The following is a 21,652-nucleotide window of genomic DNA, read 5'->3' on the forward strand; positions in this document are numbered from 1 at the left end:
CCACATCACCTGCACCTGATCATACAGCTCCAATAATTCAGGCAGCAGCTCCATTTATTTTATTCGCTTCTTCTTTTCTGTCACTCGTTTTTTCGGCGGCATTATCTGTCATTTCCGTATTGTCATTTCTCAGTGCGATCAGTTTATCTTTTAAATAAGTCAGCTCATCCTGAAATGCGGCTGTTCTGCTAAAAATGAAATCTGCCTTAAGACTAACATGTCTCAGCTGACGTTTCAGCTTGTGATTTTTCAATATTGTCGATCCCACAACGGATTGTGTTGCCGTTTGAGCCATTCTTAGATCATGTACTGAGGCTTCTAATTGCCTGATCCTTGAATCATGGTTAACAATATTATCATGCAGCTGTCTGAATGTAATCAGCAGCTTTGCGAAAGTCACATCCAGTTCCTGAAATTTGTCCTGAACGATACTTGTAATCTGTTTACGGAATTTACGTTCCTTCATAAGTGTTGTTTTTAAAATGATTCTGAAATAAAAGTGTTGGGCTGACATTCCTGTCAGGGAAGAGGAGAGGAGACGGCTTCCTCATGTATCATAATTAGCTGATTACGTTTAGTATGCCAATAGTGATAGCAAATCTCCTTTATAACTCCATGGCAATGAATATGGCCAGGTCGATTCCATCAATCAATCACCTCACAAGATTCATTCATCGGCTGCATGACCGCCATAACAAACATTGCGCATCTGTCATTATTAACTAACTAAATCGCTATAGTATTTCCATCAGTTTATGAACTCATACGATTCATCAACTATGTTATAGACATAACACACCTGCCGTCAATAACAGACGGGATTCGCCATAACATTTCCATCAATCAATAAACGCTCGAGAACCTTCAACCACATGACAGCCATGACAGACATTGCGCATCTGTCATTATCAACAGACTAAAATTGCCATAGTAATTCCATCAGTTAATGAACTCAAGCGATTCATCAACTATGTTATAGATATAACACACCTGCCGTCAATAACAGACGGGATTATGTTATCATTGCGTTCTTATTGTATGATTGTTACTGTAGTTGGACTATTACAGTAATGTATTTAGATAGGGGATACAAACATGTATATAGATGCATCTATGTAGTTCTTCTTAGTTTCCTTCCAAACATGAACTTGTTCAACAAATATTACTACCTCTTTCCAATGTATGGGTCTATTCCGGTATTTCCGGCTCCAGACGCTTTTCATGCGATGTTTGGCCATAAGATGTCTTTATAAAATGGTTGGTAAATCTTTGAGAAAGAATATCTCTGTTTATGAAAAGCTAAACAGAGATATTCTTTTATATTATTCCGTTCCGGAGATGTATAACATTCAACCAAATATCCGAAACCCCTTCAATTCAACCGTCTGGTCTTGTTATTACCTAAATAATACCTGTCTTCACAAGATGAACACAGTGATTTATAGTACACCTAAAAGCGGCTATTCACATTGCCTACGATCACTGACAGGTAGATACATCAACTCATATGCGCTCACAGCCCATGATCGCTGCCGTTGCCTCAAAATTATCAAACACTTTTCGATTTTTGATCATTCACTTTGTTCATTCTAAAATTCAAAGCTATACCTCCGGTCAGTAGTAATATCATCAAAATGTAGCTACCTATCGATAACTTCATACCAGTATAGTATGCATCGGGTTCAAACCTGAACAGAATAGTGTGTTTACCCGCTGGCACCGGCATACCACGCAGTGCATAGTTCACTCTTGTATAAGGCACTTCCTTGTCATCGACAAATGCTTTCCAACCCTGACTGTAGTAAACTTCTGAAAACACGGCAAATTGCGGACTCGTTGTATTAGCACTATAACTGATCTCATTCAGATTATTCGCAATCAGGCTGATCGTTGCACTTGAATCGTACACCGGATCAGCACCCAGCATATGTTTATAACGCTGATCAACTACGGCAGAATCACGGGTATTCATATGATCAAGCATACCCATTTCCTCGTCAGCATTTTTTACCTGTACAATATGTTTTACAAACCACGCATTACCTAATGCATCCGGATTACGCTGTGCCACCGGCTGCCCATCTGCCCCCGGTACGATCACGTACTTTGTGTTCAACATATTCAATACCTGCAGATTATTCTTACTTATCTGCCTTTCAATAAGATCGGCATACAGTTGAAGTTTCGCGGCGTGATAACCACCCACACTTTTGTGGAAATAAGACGTCATCGCATCATCAAACGGATGGGCAGTCAGATTAAACACCCTATAATGAGGATCTTTATCCTGCAGTATCTGCTGATCTGCAGCAGAGGCCTGAAATGGTCTGCTGTAATTATTCTCATCCATAAAACTATCACTGTTCAGATACCTGCTATCCACCTGTAACAAATCGATCACAGCCAATATCGCAATCCCTGCAAGCAAATAAGTCGTATTAAAGCCTTTTTTCAGGAAGAACCACAATAACAGGAATGCCAGACCAGCAAAGAAAACAGCACGCCATACATCATGATGATAAAGCTGCTCTCTGTCTGCATATAAAGCACTCATTAATTCTCCGCTCAATTGCGTGTTGCCCTGCAACATCTGTGTCAGTTCTGACTGGAATCTGTCATCTCCGCCCGGATTCTGCGGATCATGTGTAGCATTGGTATAATTGGCACTTAAAGAAGCCGCATAAATAATCACCAGCAAACCAGCCATAATCAATCCTGTCCATTTCAATTTTTTCAGCAATACTTCTTTAGTCATTGTACCGCTTATCAGTTCCTGTAAAGCTAATACAGCCAGTACTGCAAAAGAGAATTGCGGGATGATCAATGCCTGTGAAGGAGCCCGGAACTTATTATATAATGGGAAATGATCAAACATGAAATAGTTGAATGCCGGGAAATTACTACCCCAGGCAAGTAAAATACCTAATACGCTGATACCAATCAGCCACCATTTGTGCCAGGACCGGATGATGAAAAGCCCCAATAGGACCAACATACAGATCACAATGCCCAGATATACAGGGCCGGAAGTACCTAAGACTGACTGATATCCCCAATAGAGGTTCCAATGTTTGATCAGCTGTTCCGACTGATTCTCAGGTACCCCCATAGCTGATAACTTTTTAAAAGTCTCCGACTCTTTGTCAAGCGATCCGGAAGAACTACCTCCATAGATATTGGGGACCAGCAGGGTAAAGGTTTCAAATTTTCCATAGCTCCACGCAAAAGCATAACCTCTTTCCAGACCTCCCTGTGGTTTATCTGCTGCTGCGGCAGTTGCCAGCGGCGTCAACTCTGAAGTACCTCCGCGGGTACTTTCTTTCGAATATTCATAAGTGGTCCACAGACTTACTGCGTTTGAAGCCAATGCAAGTCCTACAGCCAACACCACCGATAATCCACCTATTATCAGCTGTTTATATTGTTTATGCAATATGCTGTAAATCGCATATGCGATACCAATAACGCCCAGAATCAGGAAGAAATAATAAGTGATCTGCAGGTGATTGGCAGCTATCAGATACGTCAGTGCCAATGCCATAATAGCGGTACCCAGCAGATAACATTGACGAATGACCAATATAAGCCCTGCGATCACCGCAGGCATATATGCCATCGCCAGCATCTTCGTTTCATGTCCTGTTACAATGATAATAGGCGAGTAACTGGCATAGGTGTATGCAGCCGCACCCAGAAATCCGAGCCACGGATTTGCACCCAGTGTTATACATAAAAGATAGAAACAGATCGCCGAGAGAAACAGGACGTTCACGGGTTTCGGGAGCCCCAGCGTCAGTATGGAAGGAATATAATTAGCAAAATTGTAAGGCGTTTCCAATGCAATCTGATACGTCGGCATACCACCAAACATGCTCGTTGTCCATAATGGTGTAATACCATGTGCCTGTTTATAATCCATTGCTTCTTTTGCCATACCCTGCCATTGCACATTGTCACTCTGGCTCAGTATCTTCCCGTTCATAGCGGGCCGGCAGTAAATAATTGAAAGCAGCAACAAAGCTAGTATGGCAACTGCATGTGGTAATAATGACTTTAGTCTCTTGATCATTGCAGGATATTATTGGGTAGTTTACTTTTCAAGATAGAATTTTCCGGAACAAAAAAAGAGCACCATTTATAAAAATGGTGCCCCCTTATATCTTAACAGAACGAGTTATTTATCCTCTTCCTTGTCTTTATCGAAATTACAGATGTGTACCTTGGCAATACGGTGCTGGTCCATTTTAATCACTTCCAGCTTCAGATTACGCCAGTTGATACTGTCACCCGCCTCAGGAATCTTACCCATTCTGTCAAGGATAAAACCACCCAGCGTCACGAAATTGGTAACATTTACCTTCTGCGGATCTGCATCGATTCCCATCATTTCAAGGAATTCAACAAATGGTAGCTGGCCATCTACAAGGATACTACCATCTTCATTGCGGATAACTTCGTATTCAAATTCGTTTGTTTCCGAGATATTACCCACCAACGCATCCACAATGTCGTTGATAGTCACCAGCCCTTTTATAGAACCAAATTCGTCTACTACCATTGCCTGATAGATTCTCTCCCTTTTGAACAGCTCCAGCAGCTGGTAAGTACGGTTGTGAACTGTTACCACCAGCAGTTTACGACTGATAGCTTCCAGATTGTTAACAGCACCGTTGAAGTTATCGCTCAACAGGTCTTTGGAATATACGAAGCCGGTTGTGTGGTCCAGATCACCTTTTGCGATCGGATATACCGTATGCTTCTGTGTCAGGATCTTTGCCTTATTAACTTCAGGATCATCATCTACATCCAGCCATACTACCTCGTTACGGGGAGTCATCAATGCAGAAACATGGCGATCTCCCAGATTAAAGACGTTCTGGATAAGGGCCTTTTCTGTTTCTTCGATAACACCTCCCTGATGACTTTCTGCAATGATTACACGTAACTCTTCTTCCGTATGGATATCTTCATGCTCGTGTACCGGGCGAATACCTACCATACGGAGTATAACGTTTGCAAAACTATTCAGTATCCAGATGAATGGTCTGAATACTACATAAAATAACTTAAGGGGCAGCGCAACTGTAAAGGTAGTAGGGACAGGTTTGCGGATAGCCAATGATTTTGGCGCCAGTTCGCCGAATACGATATGCAGAATAGTAATTCCAAGGAAGGCGATAGGAATAGCAATCTTGTGCGCAACCGCTTCTTCCATATTGAAATTAAGCGCATGGAATATATTGAGGATCAGGGTCGTCATTACCTTTTCCCCAACCCAGCCCAATCCAAGGGATGCCAGCGTGATACCCAGCTGTGTTGCAGCAAGATATCCGTCCAGATTATTGACAATGTTTTTGGCTACCTGCGAGACCGTCTTACTGCGGCCCGCACTTACTTCGATCTGCGACGATCGGACTTTCACAATCGCAAATTCTGCTGCTACAAAAAAGCCGTTCAGCAGCACCAGAAAGATGGTGAAAAATATGTCTAAGGTCATGTATGGTGTGTCTTATTTTAAACTAAAGTTTCTTAAGATAGTACTATTTTGTCTTTTCAGGCCTATGTTTATCACCCCAGTCAGAGATGCATTCCAACATCGGCTTCATTGATTGTCCGTCATTTGTGAGCTCATATTCCACCCTCGGTGGAACTTCTGCATATACCAGTCTCGTGATGAGACCGTCCTTTTCCAGCTCTCTCAGCTGCAATACAAGGATGCGCTCGGATACGTCAGGAATCACTTTTTTCAATTCACTATATCGCAGTTTGCCATCCAGTAGTGCCCAAAGGATGTTAGGTTTCCACCTTCCACCAATCAGATCCAGCGTATAGGCCATACCGCAATTTAAGTGTATCTTATTCCTGTTCAATGTATTAGTTGAGCTTTCCTTTCTCATTACTTACATTTTAGTCAGTACTTAATAATCTTGTCAGTACCTGTAAAATTACGGCTACCGCTTTACTTTTACAAACAATTAAGAAAAATAGTTATTATGAAACATCTTGAAAACAAAGTCGCACTGGTTACAGGCGGTAGCCGTGGCATGGGTGCAGCTATAGTAAAACAACTGGCAGCAGCCGGCGCAAGGGTCGCTTTCACATATGTACGCTCCGCCGCTCAGGCAACAGCTTTAGCTGATTCTGTGGAGCAAACCGGTGGACAAAAACCATTGGCATTACAGGTAGACAGCGCTGATCATAACGCTGTTGCGGCTGCCGTAGAAACCGTTGTATCCAGACTGGGAGGCATTGATATACTGGTTAATAACGCCGGCGTATATGGAGAAAGACCATTTGATGAACAAACGGCTGCCGACTATGACCAGATGATGGATATCAATGTAAAAGCCGTATACGTAGCCTCCGTGACTGCCGCAAAACATATGAAAACAGGCGGTCGCATTATCAGTATCGGGAGTAATATGGCCGATCGTGTAGCACATCCGGGGGCAACACTTTATTCTATGAGTAAATCGGCGCTGGTAGGTATGACCAAAGGTATGGCCCGTGAACTTGGTCAAAAAGGGATCACTGTCAACCTCGTTCAACCGGGTCCTGTAGATACGGATATGAACCCTGCTGACAGTGCCTATGCAGCGGGTCAGATAGCCCGTCTGGCATTAACGCATTTTGGCAACGTAAATGATATAGCCAGTCTGGTCAACTTCCTCGCAGGCCCTGAAAGTGGGTTCATCACAGGGAGCGCTTTGACAATCGACGGTGGCTCCAATGCTTAAATCCTGATCCCGGACGGTATCGTTGTACAACCAAAGCAACAATGCCGCCCGGGATTATTAATTGTGTTTCCCTATAAAGCTGTAAATTCCATCCCATCGTTGTCGAAATACCTGTCTGACAGCAATCAGCAATAAGCCCATACTGGATAACGCACCATTTACTTTCTCACATGATACACAAGTCCCCTGTGTAGTGTTTGTTTATTTCTCATTTAAAACCAATCAATCAATTATGTACACACAGCAATTGCCGGGCTTGTATTGCCCCTTTCCGTCCCTTTTAAATCAGTATGTAGAAAAAGCTGACAGACACACAACGCTTTGGGTGAAAAAATACCAGCTCGTGCCCGACGAGGAGAGATGGTCCTGCTATCACAGACAAAAGTTTACATGGATGGTTGCGCGGATGTTTCCAACTGCCGATCTGAATGCCCTGAGCATCGCGGCAGATCTTAACACATTGCTGTTTGTGCTTGATGATCAGTTTGACGAGCACGGGGAAGGTGCTGCGACTATCAAACAAAAAGAACATTTTGAACAACTGGTACATGCCCTGATCGGTATTATGAAGCACAACAGCCAGATATCCCTTGAAAAAGGAGGGCCGGTACTCAGCGCCGTCAGTGATTTCTGGAAGCGCATCCGTAAACTGGGAAACCTCGGCTGGCAGGTAAGATTTATTGAAAGTCTGCAACAGGCTTTTGCCGCTAATCTCTGGCGTATAGAACAGGTCAGCCGCGGACAACTCCCCACTCTGGAAGAATACATGAAATGGCGGCCTTTCTTCAGCGGCGCCAGTTTTTTTGCTCACCTGCTGGAAGCTATCGAGGCGTTTTCCCTTCCTGATTATGTATTCCTTGACGCAACTGTCAAAAAGCTGATCATGTTGTGTAGTAATACCATCTGCTGGGCAAATGATCTGTTTTCCTTCAACAAAGAACTGGAACAGGGGGACGAAATGAACATCGTCATGCTGATCCGTAATACCCGTGATTGTACATTGGAAGAAGCCATCGCTATAGCCGTCGGTATCCATGATGAGCAAGTCAGACAGTTCGGACACCTTTCTGTCCAGCTACCTTCTTTCGGTCCGGCAACAGATGTGCAGTTAAGTCGCTATATAGCGGCATTATCTGTCATGATGAAAGGAAATATTGAATGGAGTATAAAAGACACTGCAAGATACCGTTTTACCATGCAGACCATATAGTTGCCAGACGCCCATCACTGCTGACAGGGGATCAGGGGTGGGCGTTTGCTCTCAGATATCTCGATAGCATCACCTGCAGCGTCTTAAACTCAATCGGCTTTACCAGATAATCATTGGCACCTGCCTGCAGCAGTTCCTCGCGGTTCTCTTTAAATGCATCACCGCTGGCGATGATCACAGGAATATGCTGTAATAGCTCATCTGCACGGATCTGTGCAAGTGTGTCTTTACCACTCAGACCGGGAATATGTGAGTCCAGTATGATAATATCCGGACGGGATGCTTTTGCAAGCAGTAGCCCCTCCATACCATCACCCGCCACGAGAATGCGGCTTCCCAGTCCGCTGAGAAAACGTGATAAGATCATTTGACTCATCTTATCATCCTCAATAATAAGAATACTGGTATCTGTCAGACTACACAATTCCGCATCTACATCATTATCATTACCACAGGCTGTCTCTGCCGGTACTTCCAGAGGGAGATGTACGGTAAATGTGGTACCCTTACCCATTACACTGTATACTTTAATATCACCCCCCATGAGGGTGGCCAGATGACGGGTAATATGCAATCCGAGACCGGTACCTTCCAGAAAGATGTTCCTTTCTGTCACAAAAGCACTAAAAATAGTAGACAGCCTGTCTGCCCGTATACCGTCTCCCTGATCAGTCACCTGCAGGCACCATTTATTCTCATCCCTGAAAACGTCCAGCGTTATAGTACTTTCCTGCGCAGTAAATTTGATTGCATTGGACAACAGGTTATTTAATGTCTTGCTGAGCAACATCTTATCGCCACTGATCACCTGTGGAATATCTTCTGCTACCGAGGCTTTGATACGCACCGTTTTTACACTGGCAACATATTGGTGCATATTGATAATACCTTCCAGCCATTCCCGTACATTCAATGTCTCTAAATGAGGGGTATCGATCTTGCCCGCTTCAATACGGGAGAATTCCAATACATTATTGATGATCTCACGGGTGTTATAGCTGGCTGCATACAGATGATCGGCCAGCTGACGGATTGGTGCCAGAGAGCGATCCTGTTCCACCTTCAGTTGTAGCAGCTGACTGATCCCGAAAATGGCATTCAACGGCGTACGGATCTCATGACTCGTCTCTCTGACAAATACCGTTTTAGCATCTGTAGCCTTCGCCAGTTGTGCGGTCAATATTTCAAGTTCCCTGTTATGTTCTTTAACAGTTTGCAGCATCTGCTGTACCTGCAGCATTTCCTTTTTACGCTGGCGCTCCATATTTCTCACATAGTAATAGATCACCATAAGATCCAGTATCAATATGCTTGGAATAGTCACCCATCTGATGACGAACTGTACCGGAGAATGCTCTTCCGGAGGAACGACAGGAGTGATGAAACCATTGTACATATTGATTTCTCCGACAAGAAAAGCGAAGATGGTCAATCCTATACTGAGCACACGCATATACCTGTCTTTCTCGAAGATCAGCAGCGAAAGTCCTACCAGAAAGATAAACAGGAGATGTACCTCCGTTACCCGTCCCATAATCGCGCTGTAGTATTGAATACTAAAGTTATTGATCAGGATCAGTGCCAGTCCGGCAATGGTAAACTTTCCAAAACGGTTGCTTAGTATAACAGCTGAAAGCAGCAATGATTCAATAATAGCGGGTGCCGATAGTTGCAGATCACGTGTCATAAAATGACAACCAAAGCCAAATATACCCGCCATAAGTGCGGTGACAAGTGCCAGGGTGTTTACAATTTTCAGCGATCGTCGTTGGTCTTCATCGGTCACTCTATGATAGCCAGTTGTAGAGATGTGTTGAAATAGACTCATGTACCGGGCATTTACGTTTGCGGAACAGTACTATTAGGAGCTACATACAGGTTCCCAGCATGTACATAGCGCCATTCAGTGTTTTCCAATTCAGATATTCGTTCTGCAAGTAGGGTTATTGTAAATATGGGGCTTTAGCTAGTTCTACCTGCAATTTACGTATATTCAAAAATATATCACTTAGTATAGTGAGTATACTTTTTACTTTTCTTTAGTGCCCCTTCATATTTATTTTGGTTCAAATACAATCGGCAGATTAAGAAATCCTGCTACGATAGTGCTCGGATTTCTCGCAGGTGTGATACCTGGCTTCAGTGTGATGTTCTTTATTGTAGAAAATATGGTTTCAAAAGCAATCTTTGCTTCCATTCTTGCCAGCATAGCGCCAATACAATAATGCGCCCCATGACCAAAGCTGACCATTTTTATATTATCCCGGTGTATATCGAATGTGTCCGGATCACGGAATACCGACGGATCCCGGTTAGCTGCGGATAACCATACGTTTATCAGATCCCCTTTGCGGATCAGCTGTCCACCCAATTCAACGTCCATCTTTGCGATACGACACATGCTCTGTACCGGAGGTGCATAGCGTAACACCTCATTTAACGCGGCAGGCAGGTCGTCTATATGTGCCGGCAGATACGCCTGTACATCCGGCATTGTGGCAAAGATATACATAGCATTGGCCAGAAAACCATTCGTCGTCTCATTGCCAGCTATCAGTAAGGCGATACAAAAGGCGAGGGTATCTGCCATACTCAATTTTTCTCCGTCTATCTCTGCCTGTAAAAGATGTGATATGAGGTCAGATTGGGGTACTTTGGCCCGTTCTTCCAATAAACCCATAAATAGCTTACCCATTTCCTGTTGCGCCTGAAAATAGGCATCCATTCCAATAACGGCGGGATCGCTGGAAATAGCATTGATCCATGCATTCACCTGATCATGATCCTGATCAGGTACGCCCAGTAGCTGTGCAGTAACCCTGCCGGGCAGGGGTATGGAAAATGCCTTCACGAAATCCATTTCTCCTTTCTTTAAAGTTGCCTGTAACAGGTCACGGCATTCCCGGTGGATCCAGTTTTCCAATTGTGCAATGATAGCAGGGGCGAATGCCTTCGTCACCAGAGCACGTAACTGCCGGTGACGTGGAGGATCTGTCTGGTTAAGATTGCTGCCAAGCAGATTATCAGCTGACTTAGGCATATACTCATTCGAGAAAACTTCGTAGTCACTCAGTACACGTTGTACATCCTTGTGATGAAATACCTGCCAGGCTCCCTGGCCGCCAAAATAAAACCTGAATGCCGGATCAAAATAAATTGCTTGTTCATCCTGCATTTGCTGATGCCAGGATAGGGGGGATTTTAACGTAGATGGAGTCATACAATTAGTCAGTTGTGAAGTCAGATGATGGTTAGTCCCAGTAAAATGTAATCAGATAAAGTTAAAACGAGATTGCCCTTGCGGCGATGTACATACACGTGTCTAAAATAGATCAATGTGTTGAGTAAATAGTTAACTCGTTGTTAATGAGGAATTATTTTTAACCTTTAGCTGGCCTTGTTTCAGAAAAAGAGAATAGATTGCTTCTACAATACCACATTATGAGATGCTATACAGTTGTTAAGATTGTCGCGATGATCATCGCCTGTTATTCCTGTCAGTCCAGATCTTCCTCCGTTACCAATGATCCTTATGCACTGGCTGATACCGCCGATTACAAGCTTACGGAGACAATACAGGGACAGGGAGGCGTTTATTTCAAAACAGAGGTCTATACCCATCTAAAGGATACGGCGCTTTCCTATGTGAAGGTCTTTAATTATGATCAGCAGATTGCCGCAGTGCAGTTTTATAAGAGTGATAAGAAGCATGGTCCTACTATTACCTTCAATGAAAAAGGACAACGACAGTCGGGCACTTTCTATAGGAATGATACCATTGTAGATATGCGGCCGTTTAATCAATAAAATTGCCTACATTTATATCTATTGATTTACTGACCTCCACCATAAAAAAGCCCCGTATACTTTTTGTATACGGGGCTTTTAACTTCTTTCAGGACTTACATCACATCCCACCATGGCTTCTCACCATCCTTCGGACTGTCCTGCACTGGCGGAGGCACCGTCGGAATAGTAATCTGCGCGGCATTAGTATTGGATGCACGTACCTGGCTTTTAATATCGTCTCTGCCCAGCAAAGCCTGCCATTTTGTTTTCAGCTGATTGCCTGCTGTTGGTTTTACCATCTGTACATAGTTGATATAACCCTCTATGCTGTTAATGACACTTCCTTTGCCCCATTGCTTGTTGGCAATACCTGATATACTGATCTGATGGAGCAGGGCCCTGAACTTTCTGAGCGTTTCCCTGTCGATGCTCAGCTTCTCATTCACCACCACACCTGTCACTTCCCGTTTATCACCTTTACGCATCACTTTCAGCTTATCAGGGTGAATCACAAAACCTTCTTCCTTCACCACCTGTTTAACACCCCATATCAGTTTACCTGCGTCAGCAGCAGCGGCCTCCTTCGCAGAGAAAGTCATATCATCTGCATAACGGGTATAGGTGTAATTAAAACGACGCGCCAGTCCTTCAAACCTGCGGTCCATTTTATAACAGATGATATTCGTAATCGCGGGACTACAAGGAGCTCCCTGTGGCAAATGACGCGCAGTAGTCGCAACATGGTAATCTTTACCATCCAGCGTAACCGGTTCCATTTCAGGTTCAGTACACAATAATGCAAGGATGGTCGCCACCTGCTCACTGTAACCAAACTTGTTGAACATTCCCTTTACGCGTTTATAGTCGAGCGTCGGGAAGAAGTCGCGCAAGTCAATATTGATCACAATATCTTGTCCGACGTGATGAGATGCGTTTGTTACAATAGATTTCTGCGGCACGAAACCATGTGCAGCTTCACTCAGCTTTACCTTATAAAGAATATTCTCCAGTATCCAGTATTGTGCTGCTTTTAACTGAGGCATCGGCGCTGAAATCAGGCGTTTACCGCCTGACTTTTTAGGAATATAGAAGCGCTTGTAATGTGTTACATTGGCCACTTTCCTGTTAAAAGAGAGGAAGCGTAATTTACCGATGGTGATACCCATTGCGGCTGCCAGCGCAATACCATCATGGTATACAGGCAGACCTGCAGCAATCAGTTTTTGTTCATCGGAAACTACTTTATTTAACCCTGCAGAAACTTCTTCTCCAAGGTATACTATACTTTTTTCTTTTTCAATGGCCCATTGTGCAGCTTTCTCCTTCCGTTTCTCTTCATTACGTTTTTTCGTTTCCGCTCTTTTTGCTTTTGCTGCTGCCATACGCTGTTTGCGCATTTCGTTCAGCATCTGCTCGCGGTTACGATAACGTTGCTTTTCTTCTACTAACTTATTCAATTCCCTGCGCAACTCACTTTCTCTGCGGATGAGCATCTCCGAAGGAGATGGCATACTTGTGTTCCTTGCCCAGAAACCGAGGCGGGTCATCTCTTCGAGAATAACTTCATCTTTAGTGGATGATCTGATACGGTCATATAATTGCTGACGCGTCAATCCTACTGCCATAATCTTTCAGACGGTTTATTGCTGATAAAAGATAGTTCGTTGATAAATAAAGTGAAGCGGGAAAAAGAAAAGGGGAGAAGAGGTTAAACAGAAAAAACAATGTAAAGAGGAAACCGGCCTTCGTGCAAGCCATTGACTAAATCAATCAACTCCAGGGCGGGGCGTACCTACTGGTGATTTGGAGCCCCCGGGGCTCGTACCGTAAATCACTAGTAGGTACGCCCCGCCCAAAGTAAAGATTGCATTTAGTGAAGCATGATAATGTCATGTTACCTGAGTGACGAAACATCACTCTTCCTGAAACCAGGCGCAAGTGCAATCAATTTCCTCTTTACAAAGAACTATTGTTTTTCTGACCTGAAAGATAGAGAGAATTATTAAAAGAACAAATACATATTGCATTTTTTCTTCCTTTTTTTCACACTCTCACCTTTTCTTTTTACAGCTTATGCGTTACTGTTAGCCTTCTGCTTTTCATACGCCATACGCAATGCCAGCATATGTTCGCAGGGGCCTTTATATAACTTATTGGTCTGATAGTCATAACAATCACAATGTGCACTGCTCATACGTTCGTCTCCATCGATCACTATAACCGGATGATACGGACGACGTGCCACCGTGATCTCGCCTGTCACCTGTGTACCCACTCCCGGTACTTCCTGCGCAGCGAAGGTGATCTTTCCATCCGTAACAAGTCTCGTTGCTGATGCTTCTTTCGGATTGGAAAAACGCAGCTGATCCATTGGTAATGGTTCCCTGCTCAGTTCACGCAAACGGTAGTAACCGGTGTGCAGATCATAAATAACTTTCCCTGCCTGTGTATAGATCCCCAATGCTGCCAGTACTGATGGTAAAGGCTGCCCGGTTTTAGCGGCAATTTCCTCCGCCTTACCCATCCACGTTTGTTTCAGTTCATTATAGACGATCTCTTTGGTCATATCGCTCACTTCTGCGCGCGGCGCCATCAGATCAAATTGTCCTGCGCGTGACCAGTCATTCGCTGTCCATCCGGAAAGTCCCAGTGTAAACTGCATATCTCCCAGATCGGCTACATAGAAGGAAGGGAGACCACTACCTGTCAGATGTACGGTGAATTTCTTCGCCACCGGAATCAGTCTTTCTAGGATCAGCATTCTTCTGCGGCCCCAGATACGGATCTCACGGCGTTGCGGACCAGTATAAACCGATCTTGCACAGATAATTTCCTTATTCCATGGTTCGAATATCGCTTTCACCGGCTTGCCTGGCTCCAGTACAAAACGGATAGAACGCGGACCATTCTTTTCCTTAAAGCGACGCAACCAGCTACAGAAATTATATACATCCATAGGATGCAGATCAAAACTGGCTGCTGGCAATGTCATAGCAGAACTTACCTGCAGGAAGCCACGTACCCAGCTATCAGGCAGGTCGATCTTTACTTCCCGGAACATTTCTTCCTGTGTAGTCTGAACGGAGAAACCGCCCGGATCAACTGAGAAAGTCGTTTCCTTATAGTCCCGGATCTTCTGGAATTCGTTATATAGATTAGCCGAGTAGTCAATATTGGTCGTACCACATTGAAACTCGTTCACCTCTTTAAATACATTATAGCTTGCGCTCAGCTTACCGTAAGCTGATTCATCCTGACTGAAACACTCGAAGAAGATCTCATCTGGGTGTACGCTGATCACCGGATCCAGTACAAACCATGCGTCCCTGTCTTTCTGATAGAGATAATCGAAATAGGCGCGGCGTGCCTTATAGTAAGGCGCCATTACCTTTTCTTTCTCATTGTAAATATTGTTCAGCTCATCTTTCAATGCTTTCATCTGATTCTCCGCGGCAGCGGCATCATACTGTCCCATTGCTTCTGCCAGCCATACAGATTCCTGCTGGGCTGCCCATTCTTTATAAGCTGTTTTGTCTTTGGGTTTAAAACGCAGGTCGGATACAACTACATCATGCAAAGCGGAAATAGCCTCGCGGAAAGCAATCTTCTTACGCAGTTTGCCATTGAAGAAAGTAGGTTCCCGGTGAGTATCGGGTGCAAAGGAAATACCCGCCGATGTGGCGTTACTATATACCTCTGTCTGCCCGCTATATCTATAATTAAATAACATCCTTCAGGGTTTAAAAATGTTTCATGGGAATTTCGGAAAAGCGTACCGGCAGCAACACATCAGGATATGACTGATGAATATTACGCATGATGCTGATACAACGCGCCTTGTCGCCAATGGCTACTGTAGCGGAAATATCTGCAATGATGCTACCGATATATTCAGCCGCTTCAGCCGTTTTCACAGATTCCTTTTCGAGGAAATTAAATATCCTTTCCTTGGCAACGCGTGCCTTGTTCACTCTGGACAATACTGATCTGAAATAATGTTCCAGCTCCTTCAGATAAGCCAGATTATCCTTCGCATAATTCTCCAGATAATTAGTTGCAAACAACTGCATGGTCACTCCCGGATGCTGGCTTAGTTTCATGAGATATACCGTACCATCTTCTGCACGGAAGAAACGGGTCAGCAACTCACGGCCAAACGCCTGTACCAACGGATTGACACTGTCGGCAATCGCTACCAGTGATTCCGGTGACCAGTCCTCCGCCTGAAATTGTGTCCGGAAGTATTCAGCAGCAAAATTGCGGGTATCTTCCCAGGTGGCATCCAACAGGGCAACTGCAGCATCTCTCTCATATTTAATACGTGCCACATGCTGGTTAAAGAAGCGCCAGCACCATTCTCTCACTGCCTGCAGTTCGTGATTTCCTGCCGCTATCACCTGTTTGATTGTCAGACCTTCTGCCGGGATATATTTATCGAGTACCAGCACACCAAATGCCTGTGCCGGACGATAATTGGAATAAAGTAAACGTAAAGCGGTCGCCTGATCAATATCCTGCAGATGTGATACCAGTTCATTACTCAGTACCAATGCGAGGTCTTCGTGTAAACCTTCGGAAGTTTCTTTACGCATCAGCAATGGCACCAATTCATTTACCAGCCATATCGCCAGCGGAGCTTCCCGCTCAGCAATACGCTTTATCAATGGTCTGATAGCATTTCTGACATCTGTGTAAGGTGCTGTACATCCATACAGTAATAATCCCTGACGTTTTACCAGTTCTTCATCACTGATCGAAGAGAGAATGTCTACGCCTGCTGCTCTTACTGGCTGATAGGTATTTTCCAACAGACGGAGTAAAAGACTGTCATTGATATGATCCAGTTTAAACTGCTGTTTTTTGAGCAACAACAAACGGGCAGCAAAGGCCTGTGTTGCTGGTGATGATGCCTGTAACAGCTGCTCTATCAGACCAAAGTCGAGTTGGATCAGCGCCGCACCAAAGAATTGTTCCAGTATACGGCAACCTTCAGTAATAATATCATTCGTGGCCTGATCCAAATCCGGCATGCCTGCCAGAAAACCAATCGTATTGATAATCAGCTTCCTTTGCTGTTCTTCAGAAAGTGTTGCCTTTGGCAGCAACTGTACAGCGAAATCGCGTACATCTTTGTGTTTACTGAAGATCAGTTCCTGAATAAACCAGACATCTGCCAGACAGACATCCGGTCTTGCTCCGGCCCATTCTATACCTTGCTGACGTGCTTCTTCAGAAATAGCATTCAGCAATGCCATGATAATAGCAAGGTCAGGCGCGTTGATATTAAACTTCTCTCTGGCCAGCTGTAAACCGTAGTCCTGTGGTAATCTGAAAGGATTACCAAGCAACGCACGGATCACATTCCCATCCATTCTTTCCTTTAATGTATTATAATCAGGATGTTGCAATAACTGATGCAGGGCAAAATCATGGACTTCCTCCATTCTGCCTTTAATCAGCAATTGTATAAATGCCTGTGGCAACTGACGCCATAAATGCAGGAAAGGCACTTCACTCTCTGTTTCCGGTGTAGTCTTTACAACCTGTTCAGCCGAAACAGTTGGCTGTACATCTGCCTGTTTACGACCACGGAACAGCGAAGCTACTTTCTGTAAGAGGTTTTCTCCTTTACGGGATTGTTCAGGCATTGGCGCCTGTGTAGTGCCTTCGGGAGCGGGCGTTCTGTACCAGATCGTCTTGCTGGTATTCAGTGTCAGGGCTTTGTTATTGCCCTGTAAAATATAATACAGGAAGACAGCGCCCGCATTTTTAGGAAACTCTGTTGACACAGTCGAATAAGAACGGCTGTTGGAGTTCCAGACAAATGCACTGGTGCTATATTCCGGCTTATTATGTCTGTCAGCATCGTACTGTAACAACAGAGCTGTTGCCAGTCGTACATACTGCATATCATTGCGTTTACCCATCTGCTTCACTCTGCGCAATACGCGGCGACGCAGATAAGCACGGGTAGTTTTAGTATATGCTCTGCTGCTATTGCGGGCATACGGATCGCTCTTATTATCTTCTTCCCATTCAAAACGGACTCCCAATAACGCAACCAGTTCATGGTCGTCCCTGAGTTCTGCCTGTTTGAAGAGATGACGCACGTGCTGGAAGTAATTCCGTTTAAATGGTAGTTCCTTAACGTATTGCAGTAACACCTCCCGTACCAGCGGATTGGTGATGCTGACAACATACAGTTCTTCCAATATCGGGTAGGCGGGTTGTACCAGCACTTTCACCCTCTGGTTGATCTCCCTTAACAGATTTGCTTTACTACCACTTTTGATCGCCTCCTGTACTTCCGGATCCAGCCCTTTTTCAAATTGGGCAATATATTCCTTCCTGCCTGCTTCCGGCAATAATAATATCAGGGCGTGAACAGCAATCTGTCTCTGATAATAAGGGTAAGTACTATTCTCTGCATAGGCTTTCAGTGTACCCGTATCCGCTTCACTGCCACAACGGCCCAATGCCCACAGGGAGGAATACCTCTGCATAGCGCTTTCCCGCTCTATGAGTTTGGTAATAAAAGGAGCGGCCTCCTTCAGACGTAGTTCACCTGCCTTCCAGATAACACGGGAAGTTTTCCATTCAGTCTTGAACCGGGAATTTCTCTTCAGGGCGTATTCCAGCCTTTTAAGAATGGCTACCTGTACGGGATCAGTTACCTGAGAGGTGTCAGGGGCGACAAATTCTGCTACCGGACCAGCATCCTGTTCCGCAGCATATCCTTTGGAGCGTTTTTCCTTTTCAAGGGCATCATAGATAGCTGTAGCAGCTGGCAGGTCCACAGGATTCACCGTTTTACTACCTTCTTTCAATGCACTTCCCCGCTTACCGTAGCGGAAATTAACAACGTATTGTCCGGGGCCAACTTCACATAAATCAATCTCATAAGTCTTGTCCGAATTCCCCTCTCTGAAAAAAAGCTTTGTTTGCTTTATAAATCGCATGAGCTAACAACATTAAAGACGGTGACCAAAATAATTAATTATTCTTAATATCTATACCTTATTTTTTTATGGGTATCTTAAAAATGTACAGAAATATCCGTCAATCATACAAGTAACACATTCATCCGGTATCCGAACTTTGTCTCATCAAACAGATAAAATATATACTCATGATCAACAACACAACCTCTTTTCTGCTATTGCGCCTCGCTATTGGCGCCAGTATGTTTGGTCACGGACTCGTAAGATTACCCAAACTGGATAAATTCAGCGCATGGATGGTCGGTAGTTTCAAAGACGCCATGCTGCCCTCTGCACTCGTTACGCCTTTCAGTTATGCGCTGCCGATAGCGGAGTTCCTGATAGGTACTCTGCTTATCGTTGGTTTATTAACCAGACAAGCCCTTGTTGCAGGTGGTATCGTAATGATACTGTTAATACTTGGCGCTACGATGATAGAAAATTGGGAAGCACTGGTATCCCAATTGCTGCATGCTGTCATTTTCGCCGTACTACTGAGCAGCATCTCCTTTAATAGTTACGCAGTTGATAATCTCCTAAAGAAATAATATATGGCTACAAGAAAAGAATTTTTGAAAACAGCCGGCCTCTTAGGAATGGCTGGTCTGGTAGGCCCTGCCTCATTGGTAGCGGCTCCTGCTCAGGAGAAAAAGCCTCATTCTTCATGGATTGACGGTTCCCGTCTTGTCGTAAGTGTCTCCATGCAATTTGAAGCCGGCGGTCAGCCTGTAAACGCTGAAAGTCCATTTCCACAGAATATGGTCAAGGGATATAAAGACCTCCCTTCAGAAACATGGTATCAATATGGCTATAAAGAAGGCATTCCCCGTATGCTCGATACATGGGATAAACTCGGTATCAAAGTAACCTCTCACATGGTTGGATCGGCTGTATTGAAGAACCCCGCGCTGGCAAAAGAAATTGTTCAACGTGGACACGAAGCCGCGGCACACGGCAGGGACTGGGCTACCCAATACACCATGTCATACGAAGAAGAAAAGAAATTTATACAGGACGGTGTAGAAGCGGTAAAGCAGGTTACCGGTGTGACGCCTAAAGGCTACAACGCCAACTGGTTACGAAGAGGCGAGCACACACTGCAGATCTTACAGGAACTGGGTTTTACTTATCATATCGACGACCTTAGCAGGGACGAACCATTTATCATTCAGGTGAATAACAAGGACTTCGCCGTAGTACCCTATACCTTACGTAACAACGACATCGTACTGGTATCCGGTCAATGGTATTCTACCGATCAATTCCTGCAACAGGTAAAAATGGAGTTCGATCAGCTGTATGAAGAGTCGGCCAATCGCAGGAGAATGATGTCTGTCAGTTTTCATGACCGCATCGGTGGTACTCCACAGATGGTAAAAGCCGCGACCGAACTGTTTACCTACATGCAGCAACATAAAGGAGTCACCTTCAGAAGAAAAGATGATATCGCCCGGATGGCTCTTAGTGATAAGACCACAATACGGGAATAATGATGATAGTCTGTATAAATAAAAGGGTCACCCGTCTACGGATGACCCTTTCTTATTTGCAATAGCATTTTATTGTACACTCACTTTCATCACGACCTTTTTCACCTTCACCGGTTCATTCACCTTGATATTCGGCATGTGAAGATCTGTAGGAAAGAAAACGGCAAACATACCCTGTTGCAGCTTTGAGAAAAAGACAGGCGCTTCACCAAACAGCATAAAATCCTCCTCTTCACTATACGCTTTGGAAGGGGTTTGTCCGTGTAGAAAATCATGTCCGATCAGTTCTTCTCCACTGACGATATACTGTATGTCTGCATATTTTTATGAGATTCCATCTGTTCGCCGGTAGTAGGGATGGTATCATACTCATTTACAATGGCAATGATGTTACTCCCGTCTATTTCATAACGTCCTTTTTCTACTTTGGAAAAATCCGTTTCCTGCAGATATTGAAAGGCTTTTACAAATCTGGTGCCCAGACCATGGTAAAGTCCGGCATGCTGTAAAGTATCGATAATCATGTCTGTCTGTTATGCCGGGCAAGATACGACCTAATAGGAACAAACGTTAATGATTGTTAAAGAATCCGCGTACAGACCTTCCGGAACGTTAAATTTGCCGGAATATGGGCAAGGTTAGCAGAAAGATATGGTGGATCGCTACGCCGGCATTACTGGCCGCATTACTGTTCCAGTTGTATTGGCTGAAACAAACGTACCGGTCGCAACAGGAGGCATTCGTAGCTACTGCTACCGAAGCTTTTCACAGTGCCTATGATCATTCCATTATCATCACTGCCCACCTGAAGGCAGGCGTGGAACCTCAGGAGAAAAGACGGTATTCTATACAAACAACCATCGACCTGGATGAAAATGCAAATGCGGCTTCAGACGGGATGCCCAGAGCCAAAGGATTGTCCGTTATGATACCAGTCCGGGTGGTTTGCCTCCGCTGCTTTGAGCGGACTGAAAAACATCCATATCGATACCACCATGGCTAATCAGCAGATGCGCCTCGATGAGACGCCCCCTTCATTGGCGCATTTTGTCTCTACAATCTTTTCCTCTTTCACGGATGTGGTGCCTGATAAGGATACACTCAGGAAATATTACAGATCTGAGCTTAACCAGAACAGATACCTCTGCTTTTCAATATACAGACCGACTAACAAAATAGACACCATCCATCAGCGTCCCTCATTGCTCATCGGCCGGGACTCAACAAACCAGACCGGATGATTGGAATCTCTTTTGAAGGCCTGCCGGATATCTGCTCAGAAAAATGAGCAGTGCATTATCCTGTCCATATTTATCGCTTTCCCTGATCACAGGATGTATCTGGACCCTATGGCGTATCATCATCCGGCAGGAAAACTGGAAAGGATGAAACGGGAGTTTATCAGTCATGTTACCCACGAACTGAAACACCCGTCTCTATTCTACA

General features: G+C 44.4%; 16 protein-coding genes and 1 pseudogene. 7 read left to right on the forward strand and 10 right to left on the reverse strand.

Annotation, left to right across the window (positions count from 1 at the left end; all coding sequences use genetic code 11):
• Positions 1–37: 37 nt before the first annotated feature.
• The 4 genes from FEF09_RS27595 to FEF09_RS27610 all read right to left on the reverse strand — a co-directional run bounded on the left by FEF09_RS27595 (position 38) and on the right by FEF09_RS27610 (position 5,897).
• Positions 38–466 (reverse strand): hypothetical protein, encoded by a 429-nt coding sequence (locus tag FEF09_RS27595; protein WP_146308088.1) that lies wholly within the window; start codon positions 464–466, stop codon positions 38–40.
• Positions 467–1,549: 1,083 nt separating this feature from the next.
• The gene (locus tag FEF09_RS27600; RefSeq protein WP_146308089.1) at positions 1,550–4,069 is read right to left on the reverse strand and encodes a YfhO family protein; all 2,520 of its coding nucleotides are present in this window, start codon (positions 4,067–4,069) and stop codon (positions 1,550–1,552) included.
• 105 nt (positions 4,070–4,174) lie between these two features.
• Positions 4,175–5,497 (reverse strand): hemolysin family protein, encoded by a 1,323-nt coding sequence (locus FEF09_RS27605; protein ID WP_146308090.1) that lies wholly within the window; start codon positions 5,495–5,497, stop codon positions 4,175–4,177.
• A gap of 43 nt (positions 5,498–5,540) precedes the next feature.
• Entirely contained in the window at positions 5,541–5,897 is a 357-nt protein-coding gene (locus FEF09_RS27610) for a winged helix-turn-helix transcriptional regulator (RefSeq protein ID WP_012791734.1), read from the reverse strand.
• Positions 5,898–5,993: 96 nt separating this feature from the next.
• Here FEF09_RS27610 and FEF09_RS27615 point away from each other — a divergent pair, with 96 nt between their 5' ends.
• Together FEF09_RS27615 and FEF09_RS27620 are read left to right on the forward strand one after the other, a co-directional pair.
• Positions 5,994–6,737, forward strand: a complete 744-nt coding sequence (locus FEF09_RS27615) for an SDR family NAD(P)-dependent oxidoreductase (RefSeq protein WP_146308091.1) — start codon at positions 5,994–5,996, stop codon at positions 6,735–6,737.
• Between the two features lie 232 nt (positions 6,738–6,969).
• Positions 6,970–7,947, forward strand: coding sequence for a terpene synthase family protein (locus tag FEF09_RS27620; protein WP_146308092.1), 978 nt, complete (start codon positions 6,970–6,972; stop codon positions 7,945–7,947).
• A gap of 31 nt (positions 7,948–7,978) precedes the next feature.
• Here the strand turns inward: FEF09_RS27620 and FEF09_RS27625 are convergent, their stop codons facing one another.
• Both FEF09_RS27625 and FEF09_RS27630 read right to left on the reverse strand, forming a co-directional pair.
• Complete coding sequence (locus FEF09_RS27625; protein WP_146308093.1) at positions 7,979–9,775, reverse strand: ATP-binding protein; 1,797 nt, start codon at positions 9,773–9,775, stop codon at positions 7,979–7,981.
• A 228-nt stretch (positions 9,776–10,003) separates the two neighbouring features.
• Positions 10,004–11,122, reverse strand: a complete 1,119-nt coding sequence (locus FEF09_RS27630; protein WP_186774570.1) for a cytochrome P450 — start codon at positions 11,120–11,122, stop codon at positions 10,004–10,006.
• 266 nt (positions 11,123–11,388) lie between these two features.
• On the opposite strand from FEF09_RS27630, the gene FEF09_RS27635 reads away from it, so the two are divergent.
• Entirely contained in the window at positions 11,389–11,754 is a 366-nt protein-coding gene (locus tag FEF09_RS27635) for a hypothetical protein (protein WP_146308095.1), read from the forward strand.
• A gap of 95 nt (positions 11,755–11,849) precedes the next feature.
• On the opposite strand, the gene FEF09_RS27640 is transcribed toward FEF09_RS27635, so the two are convergent.
• From FEF09_RS27640 to FEF09_RS27650, 3 genes are all read right to left on the reverse strand, one after another.
• The gene (locus tag FEF09_RS27640) at positions 11,850–13,361 is read right to left on the reverse strand and encodes a reverse transcriptase family protein (RefSeq protein ID WP_146308096.1); all 1,512 of its coding nucleotides are present in this window, start codon (positions 13,359–13,361) and stop codon (positions 11,850–11,852) included.
• A gap of 446 nt (positions 13,362–13,807) precedes the next feature.
• Positions 13,808–15,466 (reverse strand): SWIM zinc finger domain-containing protein, encoded by a 1,659-nt coding sequence (locus tag FEF09_RS27645; RefSeq protein ID WP_146308097.1) that lies wholly within the window; start codon positions 15,464–15,466, stop codon positions 13,808–13,810.
• A gap of 10 nt (positions 15,467–15,476) precedes the next feature.
• Positions 15,477–18,695, reverse strand: a complete 3,219-nt coding sequence (locus FEF09_RS27650) for a hypothetical protein (protein WP_146308098.1) — start codon at positions 18,693–18,695, stop codon at positions 15,477–15,479.
• Between the two features lie 170 nt (positions 18,696–18,865).
• Here FEF09_RS27650 and FEF09_RS27655 point away from each other — a divergent pair, with 170 nt between their 5' ends.
• Both FEF09_RS27655 and FEF09_RS27660 read left to right on the forward strand, forming a co-directional pair.
• Positions 18,866–19,264 (forward strand): DoxX family protein, encoded by a 399-nt coding sequence (locus FEF09_RS27655; protein WP_146308099.1) that lies wholly within the window; start codon positions 18,866–18,868, stop codon positions 19,262–19,264.
• A gap of 3 nt (positions 19,265–19,267) precedes the next feature.
• A complete protein-coding gene (locus FEF09_RS27660; protein WP_146308100.1) occupies positions 19,268–20,206 on the forward strand; it encodes a polysaccharide deacetylase family protein in 939 nt (312 codons plus the stop codon).
• Between the two features lie 69 nt (positions 20,207–20,275).
• Here the strand turns inward: FEF09_RS27660 and FEF09_RS35090 are convergent.
• A pseudogene (locus tag FEF09_RS35090) lies at positions 20,276–20,730 on the reverse strand (YhcH/YjgK/YiaL family protein).
• Between the two features lie 104 nt (positions 20,731–20,834).
• Between FEF09_RS35090 and FEF09_RS27670 the strand changes: the two are divergent.
• Both FEF09_RS27670 and FEF09_RS27675 read left to right on the forward strand, forming a co-directional pair.
• Entirely contained in the window at positions 20,835–21,209 is a 375-nt protein-coding gene (locus FEF09_RS27670) for a hypothetical protein (protein ID WP_146308101.1), read from the forward strand.
• Entirely contained in the window at positions 21,202–21,447 is a 246-nt protein-coding gene (locus FEF09_RS27675; RefSeq protein ID WP_146308102.1) for a hypothetical protein, read from the forward strand. The genes FEF09_RS27670 and FEF09_RS27675 overlap by 8 nt, the downstream gene beginning before the upstream one ends.
• The last annotated feature ends 205 nt before the right edge of the window (positions 21,448–21,652 follow it).

It is taken from the genome of Chitinophaga pinensis, assembly GCF_007896845.1.
GTDB classification, from domain to species: Bacteria; Bacteroidota; Bacteroidia; order Chitinophagales; family Chitinophagaceae; genus Chitinophaga; species Chitinophaga pinensis_C.